Source organism: Pantoea sp. OVA07A (assembly GCF_019969975.1).
In the GTDB taxonomy this organism is placed as follows: domain Bacteria; phylum Pseudomonadota; class Gammaproteobacteria; order Enterobacterales; family Enterobacteriaceae; genus Pantoea; species Pantoea agglomerans.
This window is the reverse complement of sequence record NZ_JAHXYM010000002.1, coordinates 210,364-228,548: the sequence shown is the minus strand read 5'-3', so window position 1 is coordinate 228,548 and position 18,185 is coordinate 210,364. Positions and strand designations below refer to the sequence as shown.

Sequence of the window (18,185 nt, the reverse complement as noted above, 5' to 3'; positions counted from 1 at the left end):
TATTGATTTGGCCAAAGCGGCAAAACGCGCATTTGTCTGTAACGAATGTGGCGCAGATTACCCACGCTGGCAGGGGCAGTGCAGCGCCTGTCACGCCTGGAACACCATCACCGAGGTGCGCATTGCCGCCTCGCCCGCGGCTGCGCGTAACGAGCGCCTGAGTGGCTATGCTGGCAGCGCCGGCACCAGCCGGGTGCAGAAGCTCTCTGAAATCAGCCTGGAGGCGTTACCGCGCTTCTCGACCAGCTTCAAAGAGTTTGACCGGGTGCTGGGCGGCGGGGTGGTGCCGGGCAGCGCCATTCTGATTGGCGGCAGCCCCGGCGCAGGCAAATCCACGCTGCTGCTGCAGGTGATGTGCCGGTTGTCAGAGGGGATGAAAACCCTGTATGTCACCGGTGAAGAGTCACTGCAGCAGGTGGCGATGCGCGCCCATCGTCTGGGATTACCTACCGAAAATGTGAATATGCTGTCGGAAACCAGCATTGAGCAGATCTGCCTGATCGCCGAACAGGAGCAGCCGCAACTGATGGTGATCGACTCGATCCAGGTGATGCACATGGCGGAGATCCAGTCATCGCCGGGCAGCGTCGCCCAGGTGCGTGAAACCGCCGCTTACCTGACGCGCTTCGCCAAGACGCGCGGCGTGGCGATCATCATGGTTGGTCACGTTACCAAAGATGGCTCCCTGGCCGGACCGAAAGTGCTGGAACACTGTATCGACTGTTCGGTGCTGCTGGATGGCGATGCCGATTCCCGCTTCCGCACCCTGCGCAGTCATAAAAACCGCTTCGGCGCGGTCAATGAACTGGGTGTGTTTGCCATGACCGAGCAGGGCATGCGTGAAGTCAGCAACCCGTCAGCTATTTTCCTGTCGCGCGGCGAAGAGATCACCTCGGGCAGTTCGGTGATGGTGCTGTGGGAGGGAACGCGACCGCTGCTGGTGGAGATTCAGGCGCTGGTCGATCACTCGATGATGGGCAATCCACGCCGCGTGGCGGTAGGTCTGGAGCAGAACCGCCTGGCGATTCTGCTGGCAGTATTGCACCGTCACGGCGGATTGCAGATGGCGGATCAGGATGTGTTCGTCAACGTGGTCGGCGGCGTCAAAGTCACCGAAACCAGTGCTGACCTGGCGCTGATGCTGTCGATGGTGTCGAGCCTGCGCGATCGTCCGTTACCGCAGGATCTGGTGATCTTCGGCGAAGTGGGACTGGCGGGCGAAATCCGTCCGGTGCCCAGCGGTCAGGAGCGCATCGCTGAAGCGGCGAAGCATGGCTTCAAACGCGCCATTGTGCCGGCAGGGAATGCACCGAAAAAACCGATTGCCGGGATGCAGGTTTTCAGCGCGAAGAAGCTGGCCGATGCGCTGGCGATTCTGGACGATCTGTAACGCGCCTGCGGCCGCCAGCGAAAAGCCGCTGGCAGGCCGCTCCCACCTTAACCGCATTGATGCAGGAGGCACGACATGTCGTCGTTTGATTATCTGAAAACGGCCATTCGCCAGCAGGGTCACACGCTGCAACAGGTCGCTGATGCCAGCGGCATGACCAAAGGCTATCTGAGCCAGTTGCTCAATGCCAAAATCAAAAGCCCCAGCGCGCAAAAGCTTGAGGCGCTGCACCGTTTTCTGGGTCTGGAGTTTCCGCGCCGCGATAAAACGGTCGGCGTGGTGTTTGGTAAATTCTATCCGCTGCACACCGGCCATATCTATCTGATTCAGCGCGCCTGTAGCCAGGTCGATGAGCTGCATATCATTATGGGCTACGACGAGCCACGTGACCGCGAACTGTTTGAGAACAGCGCGATGTCACAACAGCCCACGGTCAGCGATCGACTGCGCTGGCTGCTGCAGACCTTTAAGTATCAGAAAAATATCCGCATTCACGCCTTTGATGAGGAGGGGATTGAGCCCTATCCGCACGGCTGGGATGTCTGGAGTAAGGGCGTCAGCGCGTTTCTCAGCGAGCATGGTATTGCGCCGGATTGCATCTACACCAGCGAAGCGCCCGATGCGGAGATGTATCAGCAGCATCTTGGCATTCAGACCGTACTGGTCGATCCCAGCCGATCCTTTATGAGCATCAGCGGCGCGCAGATCCGTCAGGATCCTTTCCGCTTCTGGGATTATATCCCGACCGAAGTGAAACCTTTCTTTGTGCGCACCGTGGCGATCCTCGGCGGGGAGTCGAGCGGTAAATCGACGCTGGTGAATAAACTCGCCAACATCTTCAATACCACCAGTGCCTGGGAATATGGCCGCGACTATGTCTTCTCCCACCTGGGCGGTGATGAAATGGCGCTGCAATATTCAGATTACGACAAGATCGCGCTGGGCCAGGCGCAGTACATCGATTTCGCGGTTAAATACGCCAATAAAGTGGCGTTTATCGACACCGACTTTGTGACCACGCAGGCGTTTTGTCTGAAGTATGAAGGGCGTGAACATCCATTTGTGCAGGCACTGATCGATGAATATCGCTTTGATCTGGTGATCCTGCTGGAGAACAACGTGCCGTGGGTTGCCGATGGCTTGCGCAGCCTGGGCAGTTCCGTGGATCGACGGGAGTTTCAGTCGATGCTGGTGACGATGCTGCGGGAAAACAACATCGAATTCCTGCACGTGCAGGAAGATGATTATGACACCCGGTTCCTGCGCTGCATTGAACTGGTGAAAGCGATGCTGGGCGAGAAAAACGCCCAGCCGTAACGCATGCTGTGACCCGGTCTGCCGCAGGGCAGCCGGGTCAGCGCATTAATACACCATCACTACTTTGCCGCGCATGTGGCCTTCCAGTACGCGCTGATGGGCAGCAGTTAAGGTCTCAACGCTTAAGCCGTGCAGCGTCTCGCTCAGTGTGGTTTGCAGCTTACCTTCATCCAGTAACGCCGAGACGGCATCCAGAATCTCACCCTGACGCGCCATATCCGGGGTATTAAACATGCTGCGGGTGTACATCAGCTCGAAGTGCAGTGCGGCACTCTTCAGCTTCAGCTGATCCATCGACAGCGGATGTTCGTTTTCCACGATGGTGCAGATATGACCCTGCGGGGCAATAAGCTTTGCCATGGTTTCCCAGTGACCGTCGGTATCATTCAGGCAGAAGATATAATCGACCTGTTTAATGCCCTGTTTTTCCAGCTCTCCAATCATATCTTTGTAGTTGATCACCAGATCGGCGCCACGATCGCGGCACCACTGCGCGGAATCTTCACGCGAAGCGGTGGCAATGATCTTCACCTTGCTGCGCAGTTTTGCCAGTGGGATCGCCAGCGATCCGACGCCGCCTGCGCCGCCCACGATCAGCAGCGTCTGATCTTCCGTTGCTGACTCCAGGTTCAGTCGCTCAAACAGTCCTTCCCAGGCGGTCAGGGCCGTCAGCGGGATCGCGGCGGACTGCGCCCAGTCCAGGCTCTCTGGCTTGTGACCGGTAATGCGTGAGTCAACCAGCTGCTCGGTGCTGTTACTGCCAGGACGGGTCAGGTCACCCGCATAAAAAACTTTATCGCCTGGCTTAAAGTTGCTGACTTTGCTGCCCACTTCCAGCACCACACCGCTGGCATCCCAGCCGAGGATGCGTGGCTGCTCTAGTCCGTTCTTCTTCGCCCCTTTGTGAACCTTAGTATCGACCGGGTTGACCGACGCGGCTTTGACTTCGACCCGCAGGTCATACTCCCCTGGCGCTGGGGTGTCAGGGAAAATTTCAGTGAAGTTTTCAGGACTTTCCGGATTAATTGCGACAGCGCGAATAGACATACATTTTTCCTGTTTAGTCAGGCTAAAAGCCTGGATCTGGTGGTTGCCATTCTGGCCCTGAAGAGTGCTCACACTCCGCAGGGGCTGTGCCACGCTGTCCGTGGCAGACTGGCTGATGATTCGGAACAGGCTTTAAGTGTAGAACCTGATTTTAGCAGTGATAAGATGGACAATCTTTCATAGAGTGTTCGTCTGAGGTGAACAATGGCATTTCGTCAGTGGCAGGATATGGCACTGTTTGCGCTGGTGGCGGAGTGCGGCAGCTTTACCGGCGCGGCAGAACGCGCAGGGCTGCCAAAATCGAGCGTCAGTCAGCGCATCAGCCAGCTGGAGCAGCGGCTGGGAATTCGGTTGCTGAACCGCACCACCCGCCAGCTCAATCTGACCTTTGCCGGTGAGCGCTATCTGCTGCATTGCCAGGAGATGATGCAGGCCAGTGAACGCGCCGATCAGGCGATCGCCAGCCTGCGTGAAAATCCCAGCGGGCGTCTGCGTATCACCAGCCCGGCGGGGATTGGTGCCACGCTGCTGGCGCGCTGTAACGCGGCGTTTTTACGTCTCTATCCCGATGTGACGCTGGATGTCTCGATCTCCGATGAGATGCGTGATCTGGTGCAGGAGGGCTTTGATGTGGCGCTGCGCACCGGTCAGCCGCAGGAGTCCTCGCTGATTGGCCGCCGGATAGGCAACTGCCCGCGACTGCTGGTCGCTTCACAGCGCTATCTTGATCAGCATCCGCCGCTGGTTCATCCACAGCAGTTGTCGGCCCACCGCTGTATAGCGCATCGCGCCTGGAATGAATGGGTGTTGCAGCGCGATGACGAGTTCTACCGCTGGCTGCTGCCGCCAGGCCATCTCACGGATAATTTACTCTATGCGCGCGAATCTGCGCTGGGCGATGCGGGCATTACGCTGCTGCCGCACTTTCTGACCGACGGGGCGATGGCGGATCCCCGGCTGGTGCCGGTATTGCCGGAATGGGAAATCGAGGGGAATGAGCTCTGGCTGGTCTATCCGGGCCGTAAACTGAATTCACCTGCGCTGGCGCGGTTTATTGAGTTCGCGCTGCAGTCACCGGTGTTCAGGGAGTTTTATCGCTGACCGGTACAATGTGGCGCAGGAAGAGTGCCGCCATTTTTTCCGGGCCACTCTGGTAACCCGCGATATTTGCCGCTAACCAGTCGCTGGGGCTCACGCCTTCCCAGTTCACCTGATAGCCTGCGTGAAGAATGATATGTTCGAACAGAATGCGTAATGCCCGACCGTTTCCTTCCCGAAAGGGATGCAGGATATTGAACTCGCAGTAATACCAGGCAACCTGATGACAAAAAGCTTCATGGTCAGCCTGCTCAAGCCATCTTTCACATGCCAGTTTTGCACATAATTTCTCCGCTTCACGCAGAATAAAAGCGGGCTGGCAAAAGCGGGTCTCTCCTTTGCTGATAGAGATATCGCGTATCTGCCCCGCCCAGCTATAAAGCTCGTTAAACAGGCAGTAATGAATGTGACACAGTGACTGAAGGGTAAAAGGAGGATGAGAGAGCTTAATGGTGTGAATGGTCAGCGCGGTCACATCACGCTCAGCCTGATCCAGCAGGGTTTGTTCGCGAATATCATAGCGATTGATCAGCACATCGGAATCGGGATAACAGTAGTGATCTCGCCAGACAAGATAACGATTCACGTTGGCTTCCTGCTACTGCTTATAGCGGCGTCGAACCTGTTCCAGGGTCGATAATTCAGCATCTGCTGAAATACGTATCCCCTCCAGCAGGGAACTTGCGGCAAAGTTTGCGACTTTAGTGGCTTCATAAATCGCTTCAGCTTTTTTAGCCACTGGCCGCTCAGCTTTTTTCTTCATTGCATTCAGCCCTTAAAACGTCACTGGTGAAGCAGGAGGAGGCCTGAGCCTCCCCCTGACATCGTTACTTCGTCATACGCTTGTACTTGATGCGCTTCGGCTCCAGCGCTTCGGCGCCGAGAGTACGCTTCTTGTACTCTTCATATTCGGTAAAGTTACCTTCGAAGAATTCGATGTTGCCCTCATCCTGATAATCCAGGATGTGCGTGGCGATACGGTCCAGGAACCAGCGGTCATGCGAGATCACCATGGCACAACCCGGGAACTCCAGCAGGGCGTTTTCCAGCGCGCGCAGGGTTTCAATGTCCAGGTCGTTGGTTGGCTCATCGAGCAGCAGCATGTTGCCGCCAACCTGCAGCAGCTTCGCGAGGTGCAGACGACCACGCTCACCACCCGACAGTTCGCCTACGCGTTTGCCCTGATCGACGCCTTTAAAGTTAAAGCGGCCGACATAGGCGCGGCTTGGCATCTCGGTGTTACCGATGCGCATGATGTCCTGACCGCCGGAAACCTCTTCCCACACGGTTTTGGCGTTATCCATGCTGTCGCGGAACTGATCCACAGAGGCCAGCTTGACGGTTTCACCCAGTACAATCTCGCCAGAATCAGGTTGTTCCTGACCAGACATCATGCGGAACAGCGTTGATTTACCCGCGCCGTTTGGACCGATAATCCCGACAATCGCGCCTTTCGGTACCGAGAACGAGAGATCGTCAATCAGCACACGGTCGCCATAAGACTTACGCAGATTGCTGACTTCCAGCACTTTGTCACCCAGACGGGCACCTGGCGGAATGAACAGTTCGTTGGTTTCGTTACGTTTCTGGTAATCGGTGTTGTTCAGCTCTTCAAAGCGTGCCAGACGGGCTTTGCCTTTAGACTGCTGGCCTTTTGGCCCTTTGCGTACCCACTCCAGCTCTTTCTCAATCGACTTGCGACGAGCGGCTTCAGAGGAGGCTTCCTGCGCCAGACGCGCATCTTTCTGCTCCAGCCAGGAGGAGTAGTTACCTTCCCACGGAATCCCTTCACCGCGGTCAAGTTCCAGAATCCAGCCTGCAACGTTATCCAGGAAGTAACGGTCATGCGTAATCGCGACGACGGTGCCTTCGAAGTCGTGCAGGAAGCGCTCCAGCCAGGCGACAGATTCGGCGTCCAGGTGGTTCGTTGGTTCGTCCAGCAGCAGCATGTCTGGTTTTTCCAGCAGCAGGCGGCAGAGGGCGACGCGACGACGTTCACCACCGGAAAGGGTGGCGATTTTCGCGTCCCAGTCAGGCAGGCGCAGCGCATCGGCAGCACGTTCCAGCTGGGTATTCAGGTTGTGACCATCGTGAGCCTGGATGATCTCTTCCAGACGGCCCTGTTCAGCGGCCAGTTTGTCGAAGTCTGCACCTTCTTCAGCATAGAGCGCATAGACTTCGTCGAGACGCTTCAGTGCGCCAACGACTTCTGACAGCGCTTCTTCTACCGACTCACGCACGGTGTGTTCAAGGTTAAGCTGCGGTTCCTGCGGCAGGTAGCCAATCTTGAGGCCTGGCTGCGGACGCGCTTCCCCTTCGATATCTTTATCGATGCCGGCCATGATGCGCAGCAGGGTAGATTTACCCGCGCCGTTCAGGCCGAGTACGCCAATTTTTGCGCCAGGGAAGAAGCTGAGCGAGATGTTTTTCAGGATATGTCGCTTCGGCGGAACCACTTTGCCGACGCGATGCATGCTATAGACGAATTGAGCCACGTTGGTTTGAGCCTCTGGGTCTGTTGGTCGTTTGAATGATGTCGAAGTTTAGCCTTTTTCACCGTTTAATCCCAGCCGGGGGGCGGCGAATATTAGCGTGGCGGAGCCGATGCCGGGCGATGCCAGGCATAACTGACTGATTTCCACGCTCAATCGCTGACAGGGTCAGGAGAGGATGTCAGAAAGAGGCGTCAGGGCAGGCGCAGCGGGATCGCCTGCTGGGCCAGCCAGTTTTGCAACGCCTGATCGGGCGCGCTGTCACTCACCAGCAGATCAAAGCGCTGCAGCTCGGCGATGCGGGCAGGCAGCACCTTGCCATATTTACTGCTGTCAGCCACCAGCACCGACTTTCGGGCGCGCAGCATGGCGTGATGCTTCATCATCAGCTCATTGGTGTTGTAGCAGGTTGCGCCCTGATCTTTGTCGATGCCCGCCGCAGAGATAAAGGCCAGCGTCGGGCAGAGATCGTCAAGGATGGTATGCACGCCAATCGGCGTAAACAGCGCGTTGTCGGCATGAAATTCACCGCCGCTGAGAATCACGTTACAGGCCGGTTTCTCTTTCAGGGTCAGAAAGGTATTCATGGCGCAGCAGATGGCGGTAAACGACAGAGTGTCAGGAATCGCATCCACGATGTAGGGCAGGGTGGTGCCGCAGTCAAAAAAGACCGTATCGTTCTCGTTGATCAGGCTGGCGGCCGCCTGTGCCAGTCGCTGCTTTCTGGCGGCATTCTGGCCATGCTGATCGCTGACAAAATAGTGGCTGGCATGACTTTTCGGATCGCTGACGATATAGCCGCCCAGCAGGACCACGCTGGAGCCCGGCTCGGTTAAATCGCGGCGAACCGTCATCTCTGAGACGCCAAGCAGCTGGGCCGCATCTTTCAGATGCAGTTTGTCGGTGCGTTTCAGCGCCTGCGTCAGCTTGTGAATGCGTTCGTCGCGCCGGGTTTCCATGGTCATCTCTCTGTTCCCTATCCTGCAGTGCGGAGGAAAGACGCCGGGATCGACGTCAATACGCTACAAACCTCACAGATTTGAATGAGTTGCGTCTCATCCGCCAGGCTGGCAGTCAATCTTACCCGCATTCCGTGAGGGCCGCAAACCTCCGCCGTGCTGTCAGCGCGTGGTGATATCGGCACATCACCGCGGGCGGCTGTGGCTTTCATCCACCGCGGTTAGTGATGTTGGCTTGTTATAATAATAACACTGAAAATCCCCTTTCATGGCGTCACCTGCCTGTTCTCACCGCCTCAGGATGTGGTTTTTGTCACATATTTAACCTTTAAGAATTGTTATTGTTAATTTAATAACATTTTAAGTTTAAAAAAACATCCGGGAGAAAGGTCATGACAATTGCGGTCATCGGCTCAAACATGGTCGATCTGATTACCTATACCAACAGCCTGCCGAAAGCGGGCGAAACCCTTGAAGCGCCCGACTTTGCCATTGGCTGCGGCGGTAAAGGGGCCAACCAGGCGGTCGCGGCGGCAAAAATGGGTGGCAACGTAATGATGGTCAGCAAGGTCGGTGACGATCTCTTTGCTCCGAACACCGTTGCAAACCTTCAACAGCAGGGCGTGGACACGCGCTTCGTCACCACCGCACCGGGCACCTCCAGCGGCGTGGCACCGATTTTTGTCGATGACCAGTCGCAGAACCGCATTCTGATTATCAAAGGTGCTAACCAGCAGCTGAAACCGGCCGATATCGACGACGCGGCTGAGGCGCTGAAAGCCTGCCAGCTGATCATCCTGCAGCTGGAGATCCCACTGGAGACGGTCTATTACGCCATCGATTTTGCCCGCCAGCATCAGATCACAGTGATCCTTAATCCGGCTCCGGCCGTCGCCACGCTTGATATTGATTACGCCTGCAAATGCGACTTCTTTATGCCCAATGAAACCGAGCTGGAGATCCTCACCGGTCTGCCGGTCAGCAGCGATGAAGAGGTGATCCTCGCCGGACAGTCGCTGCTGAAGCGCGGCCTTAAAAATCTGATCATCACCCTGGGCAGCCGGGGATCGGTCTGGATGAGCGGCGACGAGATCCATCGCGTGGATGCCACACCGGTTCAGGCGGTCGACACCAGCGGCGCGGGCGATGCCTTTATCGGCTGCTTTGCGTATCTGCTGGTGGAAACCGGCGATGTGGCCGCCGCCATGACCCAGGCGTCTGCCTATGCCGCCTGCAGCGTCACCGGGCGCGGCACCCAGCGCGCCTATCCCGACGCAGAGAGTTTCCAGCGCTTTCTCAACCGTAACTGAGGGTCTGCCATGCAACAGAAAATTGTTCAGCAATCTGATGGCTATCTGAATAAAACGCCGCTGTTCCAGTTCATTCTGCTGTCGTGCCTCTTTCCGCTCTGGGGCTGTGCGGCGAGTCTTAACGATATCCTGATCACCCAGTTTAAAAGCGTATTTGCCCTGAGCGACTTTGCCAGTGCACTGGTGCAGAGTGCCTTTTATGGCGGCTATTTTCTGATTGCGATCCCCGCGTCGCTGGTGATCCGCAAGACCAGTTATAAGATGGCGATCATGATCGGCCTGGCGCTCTACATTGCCGGCTGTATCGCCTTCTATCCCGCCTCGCACATGGCGACTTACACCATGTTCCTGGCGGCGATATTTGCCATCGCCATCGGCCTGAGTTTCCTGGAAACCGCCGCCAACACCTACAGCTCGATGATTGGCCATCGTGATCACGCCACGCTGCGCCTCAACGTCAGCCAGACCTTCTATCCGATCGGTGCGCTGATGGGGATCGTGCTGGGCAAATATCTGGTGTTCCAGGATGGCGACAGCCTGGAGAGTCAGATGGCGACCATGACGGCAGAGCAGGCGCATGCGTTCCGCCTGACGATGCTGGAACACACGCTGGAGCCCTACAAATATCTGGTGATGGTGCTGGTGGTGGTGATGCTGCTGTTTATGTTCACCCGCTATCCGCGCTGTAAACCCGAAAGCAGCGAGATGTCGCGCCCCTCGCTGGGCGAGACTTTCCGCTATCTGGCTGGCAACCGACACTTTAAACGCGGAATTGTGACCCAGTTCCTCTATGTCGGCATGCAGGTGGCCGTCTGGTCGTTTACCATTCGTCTGGCGCTGACGCTGGGGGCGACTAATGAACGTCACGCCTCGAACTTTATGATCTACAGCTTCATCTGCTTCTTTATCGGCAAGTTCGTGGCGAACTTCCTGATGACCCGTTTCCGCGCAGAGAAGGTGCTGATTGCCTATTCGGTGCTGGGCGTGCTGACGCTGGCTTATGTGATGCTGGTGCCGAACTTTACCGCCGTCTACGCTGCCGTCTTTGTCAGCGTGCTGTTTGGTCCCTGCTGGGCGACGATCTACGCGGGAACGCTGGCGACGGTCGATAACAAATACACCGAAGTCGCGGGCGCGTTTATCGTGATGGCGATTGTCGGTGCGGCCTTTGTCCCGGCGCTGCAGGGCCTGGTTTCGGACTCACTGGGTTCTATGCAGCTGGCATTTGGCGTCTCGCTGCTCTGTTTCGCCTGGGTCGGATTCTACTTCTATGGCGAACTGCGCCATAAAAAACAGCCGGTTGCGACCGGTCGTCTGGCGGAGGAGTTACCATGAAAACCCGTTTACCCTTAGCGCGTGAACAGTTTCACACCACACCCTGGGTGCTTTTAGAAAGCGATAATTTCCGGGTTGAGCTGTTTCGCTATCCGGCGGGCATTGAGGCGGTGCGCATTCATAACCGGCGTGGCAGCGTGACCGTGCTGCCGTTTCTCGGGCAGATGATCTGGGACGCAGAGTTCGACGATCATAACCTGACCATGGGCCACAGTTTTAAGCAGCCGCTGCCCGCAAATTCGATCATCGACACCTATGGCTGTTTTGCGTTTCATTCGGGACTGCTGGCCAACGGCTGTCCCGCACCAGAGGACGATCATCCGCTGCACGGTGAGATGGCCTGCGCCCGCATGGACAGCGCCTGGCTGGTGCTGGAGGATCAGACGCTGTCGCTGGAAGGGGAGTGTGAATATGTCAAAGGCTTCGGCCATCACTACCTGGCCGCACCCGCCGTCCGCATTCCGGCCGATCAGCCCCGGCTGACGATTGAAATGACAGTCACTAATCTGGCTGGCGCGCCGATGCCGCTGCAGTATATGTGTCACCTCAACAGTGCGTGGATCGATCAGGGCCGCTTCCGGCAGTCGATCCCCGAACAGGCATTCCAGCTGCGTCGCTCGATCCCGGCGCATCTGCGACCGACGCCCGCCTGGCGGGATTACACCGATCGGCTGGCGCGCGATCCGCAGGCTTTACAGCAGCTCGATCAGCCGCAGCTCTGCGATCCGGAGATCGTCTTCTTCGCGGACGACCTGTCGCAGTATAGCGATGAGGTGCAGTTTGAGTTGCATGCGCCGCAGGGCTATGCGCTGATGACGCGCTTCTCCACCGCGCAGTTCCCGCACGCCACTCGCTGGCTGCTGCACAACCACGATCAGCAGGTGGCGGCCTATATTCTGCCCGCCACCTGCCGGCCAGAGGGCTCTCTTGCCGCGCAGCAGGCTGGCACGCTGATCACCCTGGCGCACGGTGAACAGCGCCACTTTTCTGTCGAGACCGGCTTACTCTGAGCCGGGTTTAAATCGCCACCAGGCCGCGCACACCCTCTGCTTCCATGGTGTCACCGCGGCCACGCTGCACAATTTCTCCGCGCGACATCACCAGATAGCTGTCCGCCAGCTCCGCCGCGAAGTCATAAAACTGCTCCACCAGCAGGATCGCCATATCTCCCCGTTGCGCCAGCTGGCGGATCACTGCGCCGATCTCTTTGATCACCGAAGGCTGGATCCCTTCGGTCGGCTCATCAAGGATCAGCAGCTGAGGCCGACAGGCCAGCGCCCGGCCAATCGCCAGTTGCTGCTGCTGACCGCCAGAGAGGTCGCCGCCCCGGCGTGACTTCATCGCCAGCAGCACCGGAAAGAGCTGGTAGATCTCCTCCGGCACTTCACGCGCCTGCGCAGCCGGAAAGCGTGACAGCCCCATCAGCAGATTCTCTTCCACCGTCAGACGCGGAAAGATTTCCCGCCCCTGGGGCACCCAGGCGATGCCAGCCTGCACCCGCTGGTGCGGCTTGCGGCCATTCATGCGCTGCTGCTGCCAGTGAATCTCGCCCGACTTCGCCGGGATCAGCCCCATCAGGCATTTCAGCAGCGTGGTCTTCCCAACGCCATTGCGCCCCAGCAAACAGGTGATTTCGCCAATCTTTACCTCAAACGACAGGCCGCGCAGAATATGACTGCCGCCATAATATTGATTCAGTTCAGTAACCTGTAACATTTCAGCGCCCCAGATAAACGTCGATAACCTGCTCGTTGGCCTGCACGTCGCGCAGCGAACCCTCGGCCAGCACCTGGCCCTGATGCAGCACCGTCACGTGGTCGGCAATGGTTTCGACAAAGCCCATGTCATGCTCCACCACCATCAGCGAATGCTTGCCCGCCAGGCTGCGGAACAGCTCGGCGGTGTAGTCCGTTTCGGCATCGGTCATACCCGCGGCCGGTTCATCCAGCAGCAGCAGATGCGGCTCCTGCACCAGCAGCATGCCGATCTCCAGAAACTGCTTCTGGCCATGCGACAGCAGGCCCGCGCGACGCTGGCGTTCGCCGCCCAGCCGCAGCAGTTTCAGCACCTCATCAATGCGGTCACGCTGTTCGCCGCTGAGGCGGGCGCGCAGGCTGGCCCAGACCGATTTATCGGCTTTAAGCGCGATCTCCAGATTTTCGAACACGGTTAACGCCTCAAACACCGTGGGCTTCTGGAACTTGCGGCCGATCCCGGCGCGGGCGATCTCCACCGGCGAGAGACGGGTCAGATCGCTGTCCTGGTCGTAGATCACCCGGCCGGCGTCGGGCCGGGTTTTGCCGGTGATCACATCCATCAGCGTGGTTTTGCCCGCACCGTTGGGGCCGATCACGCAGCGCAGTTCCCCGACGCCGATCTGCAGCGAAAGATCGGTCAGCGCCCGGAAGCCTTCAAACGACACGCTGATCTTCTCCAGTTGCAGCACCGGATCGCGCTGCACCCGATGGCGATCCGCCAGTTGAGTTTGGGTAAACAGGGCATCACTCATTTTTTCCTCCGGCGCAGCAGGCCAATCACGCCGTGCGGCAGAAACAGCGTGACCAGGATAAACATCAGCCCCAGGAAAAAGAGCCAGTATTCGGGAAAGGCGACGGTGAAGAAGCTGCGTGCGCCGTTAACAATCGCCGCGCCCAGCAGCGGGCCTATCAGCGTGCCGCGTCCGCCCAGCGCCACCCAGATCGCCGCTTCAATCGAGTTGGCCGGTGACATCTCACCCGGATTGATAATGCCGACCTGCGGCACATAGAGCGCCCCGGCCAGGCCGCACAGCACGGCGGAGAGCGTCCAGACAAACAGCTTGAAACCGCGCGGGTCGTAACCACAGAACATCAGGCGGTTCTCCGCATCCCGCACCGCAGTCAGCACCCGGCCAAATTTGCTGCGCGCCAGGGCGAAGCCGATCGCCAGGCTCAGCAGCAGCAGCAGCACCGTGGCGATAAACAGCCCGATACGGGTGGGGGTTGCCGTCACCGAAAAGCCGAGCAGGGTGGTAAAGCCGGTAAAGCCATTGTTGCCGCCAAAACCGGTTTCGTTGCGGAAGAACAGCAGCATCCCGGCGTAGGTCAGCGCCTGGGTCATGATGGAGAAGTAGACGCCTTTAATCTTCGAGCGAAAGGCGAAGAAGCCAAAAATCAGCGCCAGCAGGCCCGGCACCAGCATGCTCAGGCAGAGCGCCCAGGCGAAATAGTCGGTGCCGGTCCAGAACCAGGGCAGTTCCCGCCAGGAGAGAAAGGACATAAAGGCGGGTAAACCCTCGCCTGCGGCCTGGCGCATCAGGTACATGCCCATGGCATATCCACCCAGGGCGAAAAAGATGCCGTGGCCCAGCGACAGCAGTCCGGCGTAGCCCCACACCAGATCCAGCGCCACCGCGACCACCGCGTAGCAGAGGATTTTGCCGACCAGCGTCAGGGTATAGGTGGAGATCGCCAGCGGATGCGTGGCGGGCAGCAGCGCCAGAAACGGCATCACCAGGAGCGCTACGGTAATCGCCAGGCCAATGCTGATGGTCAGGCGCGGCGCGGTGCGCGCCACGCGAAGCGTGATGGGTTGCGTCATCAGTCAGTCACCCTTCCTTTTACCGCAAACAGCCCCTGCGGACGTTTCTGAATAAACAGCACGATAATCACCAGAATCAGGATCTTGCCCAGCACGGCGCCAATCTGCGGCTCCAGCACTTTGTTGAGAATGCCCAGGCTGAACGCGGCAACCACGGTGCCCGCCAGCTGACCGACGCCACCCAGCACCACCACCAGGAACGAGTCGATAATGTAGCCCTGGCCCAGCTCCGGTCCGACGTTACCGAGCTGCGACAGCGCCACGCCACCCAGCCCGGCAATGCCCGAGCCGAGTCCAAACGCCAGCATATCGACGCGACCGGTCGGCACGCCGCAGCAATCCGCCATGGCGCGGTTCTGGGTCACGGCGCGCACGTTCATGCCAAGGCGGGTCCGGTTCAGCAGCAGCCAGGTGAGCGCCAGCACAAACACCACAAACAGGATCACCGCGATGCGGTTCCACGGCAGCACCAGATTGGGCAGCAGCTGTAAGCCGCCGGAGAGCCACGCCGGATTCGCCACCTCCAGGTTTTGCGCCCCGAACAGCACCCGCACCAGCTGGATCAGCATCAGGCTGATCCCCCAGGTGGCGAGCAGCGTCTCCAGCGGACGGCCATAGAGATGGCGGATCACCGTGCGTTCCAGCGCCATGCCGATGGCGGCGGTGACCAGAAAGGCGACCGGCAGCGCCAGCAGCGGATACCAGGCTAAATAGTGCGGCGCAAACTGCTGAAACAGGCTCTGTACCCACCAGGTGGCGTAAGCACCGAGCATCAGCATTTCACCGTGCGCCATGTTGATCACCCCGAGCAGGCCATAGGTGATCGCCAGACCCAGCGCGGCCAGCAGCAGTATGGAACCCAGCGACAGGCCGCTGAAGGCCTGCCCCAGCAGATCGCCCCACATCAGCCGTTTCTGAATCTGTTGCAGACTTTCCGCCGCGGCCGACCGCACCGTGGCGTCCGGCTCATTCGCGGGCTGGGTCAGGCGTTGCAGGCTGGCTTGCGTATTGGGATCGCTGGACTCACCCAGCAGTTTCACCGCCCGCAGGCGCACCATCGGCTCGCCATCTGCCAGTTGCAGGTTCGCCAGCGCCAGCGCCAGTGCGGCATGGACCCGGCTGTCCTGCTCGGCGGCAAAACGCTGCTCCAGCAGCGGCAGCTGGTCGGCAACGCCCTCACTTTGCAGCTGCTGCGCTGCGCGCAGACGCAGGGTCGTATCAGTGCTGACAAGCTGGTGGGCGGCCAGCGCGTTGTTAACCAGCACGCGCAGGCGATTGTTCATAAACAGCTTTTTCAGGTTGCCCGTGGGCTGCGCCACCGCATCCAGCGGCTGCAGCGTGGATCCCTGCTGGCTGAACGGCTGTTTATTCTGGTCGATGACCACCGTTTCGGCATGCAGCGCTTCCAGCAGCGGCAGGCGATGGCTGTCCGGTGCGGCGGCCCACTGTTGCAGCAGCGTGGCCTGCTGACTGCGGCTGGCGGCGGCAAAGTCAGCCGCTGGTCCGGCACTGGCCAACAGCGGCATCAGCAGCAGCAGGCTGAAAAAGCAGCGACATAGATTCATAAAAGGAGCCTCGTCAGGGGAGGGCAGCACGGCGGGGTGCCGTGCTGCCGCTTCACAGCGGGTGACGCTGCGTATCTATCAGCAACCCGCGATTACTGCGCGGTCTTCACCGGGTGATCGGGTTTTTTGTCGTTACCGGCAATGTACGGGCTCCACGGCTGCGCGCGTACCGGCTGATCGGTCTGCCACACCACGCTGAACTGGCCGTTCTCTTCCACTTCGCCAATCATGACCGGCTTATGCAGATGATGGTTGGTCTGATCCATGGTCAGGGTAAAGCCATCCGGCGCTTTAAAGGTCTGACCGGCCATCGCCGCCCGCACTTTGTCCACATCCGTGGTGCCCGCTTTTTCCACCGCCTGCGCCCACATATGAATGCCAACATAGGTCGCTTCCATCGGGTCGTTGGTGACGACGGTGGCGGCGTTCGGCAGGTTATGTGCTTTGGCATATGCGCGGTAGTCGGCGACAAACTTCGCGTTGGTCGGATTATCAATAGACTCGAAATAGTTCCAGGCGGCTAACTGACCCACCAGCGGTTTGGTATCGATGCCGCGCAGCTCCTCTTCGCCCACCGAGAAGGCGACCACCGGAATGTCAGTGGCTTTGATCCCCTGGTTCGCCAGCTCTTTGTAGAACGGCACGTTGGAGTCGCCGTTGATCGTGGAAACCACTGCCGTTTTGCCGCCAGCCGCAAACTTTTTGATGTTGGAGACAATGGTCTGGTAGTCGCTGTAACCAAACGGCGTGTAGACCTCTTCGATATCTTTATCCGCCACGCCTTTGCTGTGCAGGAAGGCGCGCAGGATCTTGTTGGTGGTGCGCGGATAGACATAGTCGGTGCCAAGCAGGAAGAAGCGTTTCGCGCTGCCGCCATCTTCGCTCATCAGATACTCCACGGCCGGAATCGCCTGCTGGTTAGGCGCAGCGCCGGTGTAGAAGACGTTGGGTGACATCTCTTCCCCTTCATACTGCACCGGATAGAACAGCAGGCCGTTCAGCTCTTCAAACACCGGCAGCACCGATTTGCGCGACACCGAGGTCCAGCAGCCAAACACCACCGCCGCCTTATCCTGAGTCAGCAGCTGCCGCGCCTTCTCGGCAAATAGCGGCCAGTTAGAGGCGGGATCGACCACCACCGGCTCCAGCTTTTTCCCCAGCACGCCCCCTTTGGCGTTGATCTCATCGATGGTCATCAGCGCCACATCCTTCAGCGGCGTTTCTGAAATCGCCATGGTGCCGGAGAGCGAATGCATGATCCCCACTTTGATGGTGTCAGCCGCCTGCGCACTCCAGGCGCACCCCATGCTGACAACGGTGGCGGAGAGGGCGAAAGCCTTGATCAACGAACGTCTTTTCATCATCTGAAACCCCTGAGTAGTTGTTGTGTTATTCGGTGAGCTGGAGCCGGGCCTGCTGGAGGCGGTGCAGCGTGATCTTTCTGACCTCCGCCTTACTCACGGCGATGTGATCGGTCAGGATGCGTTGCGCCCCGGCGGTCTGCTGCTGAAAAATCGCCTGTAAAATCTGTGCATGTTCCTGATAAGTGGCACAGATGCGATCGTCGCGAGTGAAGTCGAGCCGACGGATAATGCGGATCTTCTCGGTGAGTTCGGCGTGAATGCGTGCCATCTCTGGGTTACCCGCTGCCGCCACCAGCGTCATGTGAAATGCCTCGTCATGCTGCGATACCACCAGGCCCTCTGTAAGCGGCTCTGCCTCGCACCAGAACTGGTTCAGTTCGTTTAACAGCGCGGCACACTGCGGCGCGGGCAGGGCGCAGAGGCGTTTTACCGCCTCGCACTCCAGCACGGTGCGCAGGTCATACAGCGATTCGAACCAGGCGAAATCGAAGTTCTTAATCTGCCAGCCGCTGCGAAACCAGACGTCGACAAAGCCTTCGCGTTCCAGCCGGAACAGCGCCTGACGGACCGGGGTGCGGCTGACCGCCATCCGTCCGGCGATTTCGCTTTCGCTGAAGCGATCGCCGGGCATCAGGCGAAAGGCGAAGATATCGGCCTTCAGCGCCTGATAAACCCGTTCCGCCAGCGCTTCCGGGCGGGCTTTCGGGGAGTGGGGTTGCGTTGTCATTA

Annotated in this window: 17 protein-coding genes; 6 read left to right on the top strand and 11 right to left on the bottom strand. The window is 58.8% G+C overall.

Annotated features, from left to right (window positions below; genetic code table 11):
- Nucleotides 1-7 precede the first annotated feature (7 nt).
- Both radA and nadR read left to right on the top strand, forming a co-directional pair.
- On the top strand, nt 8-1,390 hold the full coding sequence (gene radA / locus LC417_RS09545; RefSeq protein ID WP_010253610.1) for a DNA repair protein RadA: 1,383 nt from the start codon (nt 8-10) through the stop codon (nt 1,388-1,390).
- A gap of 75 nt (nt 1,391-1,465) precedes the next feature.
- Nucleotides 1,466-2,707: a multifunctional transcriptional regulator/nicotinamide-nucleotide adenylyltransferase/ribosylnicotinamide kinase NadR gene (gene nadR / locus LC417_RS09540; RefSeq protein ID WP_010253612.1), complete on the top strand. Its 1,242-nt coding sequence runs from the start codon at nt 1,466-1,468 to the stop codon at nt 2,705-2,707.
- Nucleotides 2,708-2,752: 45 nt separating this feature from the next.
- Here nadR and LC417_RS09535 read toward each other — a convergent pair whose 3' ends face one another.
- A complete protein-coding gene (locus tag LC417_RS09535) occupies nt 2,753-3,754 on the bottom strand; it encodes a zinc-binding alcohol dehydrogenase family protein (protein ID WP_192034205.1) in 1,002 nt (333 codons plus the stop codon).
- 204 nt (nt 3,755-3,958) lie between these two features.
- On the opposite strand from LC417_RS09535, the gene LC417_RS09530 reads away from it, so the two are divergent.
- On the top strand, nt 3,959-4,855 hold the full coding sequence (locus LC417_RS09530) for a LysR family transcriptional regulator (RefSeq protein ID WP_010253616.1): 897 nt from the start codon (nt 3,959-3,961) through the stop codon (nt 4,853-4,855).
- Here the strand turns inward: LC417_RS09530 and LC417_RS09525 are convergent.
- From LC417_RS09525 to deoR, 4 genes are all read right to left on the bottom strand, one after another.
- Entirely contained in the window at nt 4,836-5,438 is a 603-nt protein-coding gene (locus LC417_RS09525) for a putative adenosine monophosphate-protein transferase Fic (protein ID WP_192034203.1), read from the bottom strand. The two genes, LC417_RS09530 and LC417_RS09525, sit on opposite strands and share 20 nt — an antisense overlap.
- Nucleotides 5,439-5,450: 12 nt before the next feature.
- Entirely contained in the window at nt 5,451-5,615 is a 165-nt protein-coding gene (locus tag LC417_RS09520; protein WP_109652447.1) for a YhfG family protein, read from the bottom strand.
- 64 nt (nt 5,616-5,679) lie between these two features.
- Nucleotides 5,680-7,347 carry an energy-dependent translational throttle protein EttA gene (gene ettA, locus LC417_RS09515; RefSeq protein WP_010253620.1) on the bottom strand — a complete coding sequence of 556 codons (1,668 nt, stop codon included), beginning with the start codon at nt 7,345-7,347 and terminating at the stop codon, nt 5,680-5,682.
- 191 nt (nt 7,348-7,538) lie between these two features.
- Nucleotides 7,539-8,303, bottom strand: a complete 765-nt coding sequence (deoR, locus tag LC417_RS09510; protein ID WP_010253621.1) for a DNA-binding transcriptional repressor DeoR — start codon at nt 8,301-8,303, stop codon at nt 7,539-7,541.
- A gap of 392 nt (nt 8,304-8,695) precedes the next feature.
- Between deoR and rbsK the strand changes: the two genes are divergently transcribed.
- Genes rbsK through LC417_RS09495 form a run of 3 tightly spaced genes read left to right on the top strand, consistent with a single transcriptional unit; the run spans nt 8,696 to nt 11,958 of the window.
- Nucleotides 8,696-9,613: a ribokinase gene (rbsK, locus tag LC417_RS09505; protein WP_033787409.1), complete on the top strand. Its 918-nt coding sequence runs from the start codon at nt 8,696-8,698 to the stop codon at nt 9,611-9,613.
- A gap of 9 nt (nt 9,614-9,622) precedes the next feature.
- On the top strand, nt 9,623-10,948 hold the full coding sequence (gene fucP / locus LC417_RS09500) for an L-fucose:H+ symporter permease (RefSeq protein ID WP_022625375.1): 1,326 nt from the start codon (nt 9,623-9,625) through the stop codon (nt 10,946-10,948).
- The gene (locus LC417_RS09495; protein ID WP_129062780.1) at nt 10,945-11,958 is read left to right on the top strand and encodes an aldose 1-epimerase family protein; all 1,014 of its coding nucleotides are present in this window, start codon (nt 10,945-10,947) and stop codon (nt 11,956-11,958) included. The genes fucP and LC417_RS09495 overlap by 4 nt, the downstream gene beginning before the upstream one ends.
- Before the next feature lie 7 nt (nt 11,959-11,965).
- On the opposite strand, the gene urtE is transcribed toward LC417_RS09495, so the two are convergent.
- The 6 genes from urtE to LC417_RS09465 form a co-directional block, all read right to left on the bottom strand.
- Nucleotides 11,966-12,664, bottom strand: a complete 699-nt coding sequence (urtE, locus tag LC417_RS09490; RefSeq protein ID WP_010253632.1) for an urea ABC transporter ATP-binding subunit UrtE — start codon at nt 12,662-12,664, stop codon at nt 11,966-11,968.
- Nucleotide 12,665: 1 nt separating this feature from the next.
- Nucleotides 12,666-13,457 (bottom strand): urea ABC transporter ATP-binding protein UrtD, encoded by a 792-nt coding sequence (gene urtD, locus LC417_RS09485; protein ID WP_010671705.1) that lies wholly within the window; start codon nt 13,455-13,457, stop codon nt 12,666-12,668.
- A complete protein-coding gene (gene urtC, locus LC417_RS09480) occupies nt 13,454-14,527 on the bottom strand; it encodes an urea ABC transporter permease subunit UrtC (protein WP_010253637.1) in 1,074 nt (357 codons plus the stop codon). The genes urtD and urtC overlap by 4 nt, the downstream gene beginning before the upstream one ends.
- Nucleotides 14,527-16,092: an urea ABC transporter permease subunit UrtB gene (gene urtB / locus LC417_RS09475; protein ID WP_223565764.1), complete on the bottom strand. Its 1,566-nt coding sequence runs from the start codon at nt 16,090-16,092 to the stop codon at nt 14,527-14,529. The genes urtC and urtB overlap by 1 nt, the downstream gene beginning before the upstream one ends.
- A 92-nt stretch (nt 16,093-16,184) precedes the next feature.
- The gene (urtA, locus tag LC417_RS09470) at nt 16,185-17,453 is read right to left on the bottom strand and encodes an urea ABC transporter substrate-binding protein (protein ID WP_033780623.1); all 1,269 of its coding nucleotides are present in this window, start codon (nt 17,451-17,453) and stop codon (nt 16,185-16,187) included.
- A 28-nt stretch (nt 17,454-17,481) separates the two neighbouring features.
- Nucleotides 17,482-18,183, bottom strand: coding sequence for a GntR family transcriptional regulator (locus LC417_RS09465; protein WP_033780557.1), 702 nt, complete (start codon nt 18,181-18,183; stop codon nt 17,482-17,484).
- Nucleotides 18,184-18,185 lie beyond the last annotated feature (2 nt).

Excerpts from the sequence above, each read along its gene's own strand:
- LC417_RS09535 (WP_192034205.1), bottom strand. The coding sequence starts at position 3,754 with ATGTCTATTCGCGCTGTCGCAATTAATCCGGAAAGTCCTGAAAACTTC.
- rbsK (WP_033787409.1), top strand. The coding sequence starts at position 8,696 with ATGACAATTGCGGTCATCGGCTCAAACATGGTCGATCTGATTACCTAT.
- urtD (WP_010671705.1), bottom strand. The coding sequence starts at position 13,457 with ATGAGTGATGCCCTGTTTACCCAAACTCAACTGGCGGATCGCCATCGG.
- deoR (WP_010253621.1), bottom strand. The coding sequence starts at position 8,303 with ATGGAAACCCGGCGCGACGAACGCATTCACAAGCTGACGCAGGCGCTG.
- urtA (WP_033780623.1), bottom strand. The coding sequence starts at position 17,453 with ATGAAAAGACGTTCGTTGATCAAGGCTTTCGCCCTCTCCGCCACCGTT.
- LC417_RS09495 (WP_129062780.1), top strand. The coding sequence starts at position 10,945 with ATGAAAACCCGTTTACCCTTAGCGCGTGAACAGTTTCACACCACACCC.
- urtE (WP_010253632.1), bottom strand. The coding sequence starts at position 12,664 with ATGTTACAGGTTACTGAACTGAATCAATATTATGGCGGCAGTCATATT.
- urtB (WP_223565764.1), bottom strand. The coding sequence starts at position 16,092 with ATGAATCTATGTCGCTGCTTTTTCAGCCTGCTGCTGCTGATGCCGCTG.
- LC417_RS09530 (WP_010253616.1), top strand. The coding sequence starts at position 3,959 with ATGGCATTTCGTCAGTGGCAGGATATGGCACTGTTTGCGCTGGTGGCG.
- LC417_RS09520 (WP_109652447.1), bottom strand. The coding sequence starts at position 5,615 with ATGAAGAAAAAAGCTGAGCGGCCAGTGGCTAAAAAAGCTGAAGCGATT.
- LC417_RS09465 (WP_033780557.1), bottom strand. The coding sequence starts at position 18,183 with ATGACAACGCAACCCCACTCCCCGAAAGCCCGCCCGGAAGCGCTGGCG.
- nadR (WP_010253612.1), top strand. The coding sequence starts at position 1,466 with ATGTCGTCGTTTGATTATCTGAAAACGGCCATTCGCCAGCAGGGTCAC.
- urtC (WP_010253637.1), bottom strand. The coding sequence starts at position 14,527 with ATGACGCAACCCATCACGCTTCGCGTGGCGCGCACCGCGCCGCGCCTG.
- fucP (WP_022625375.1), top strand. The coding sequence starts at position 9,623 with ATGCAACAGAAAATTGTTCAGCAATCTGATGGCTATCTGAATAAAACG.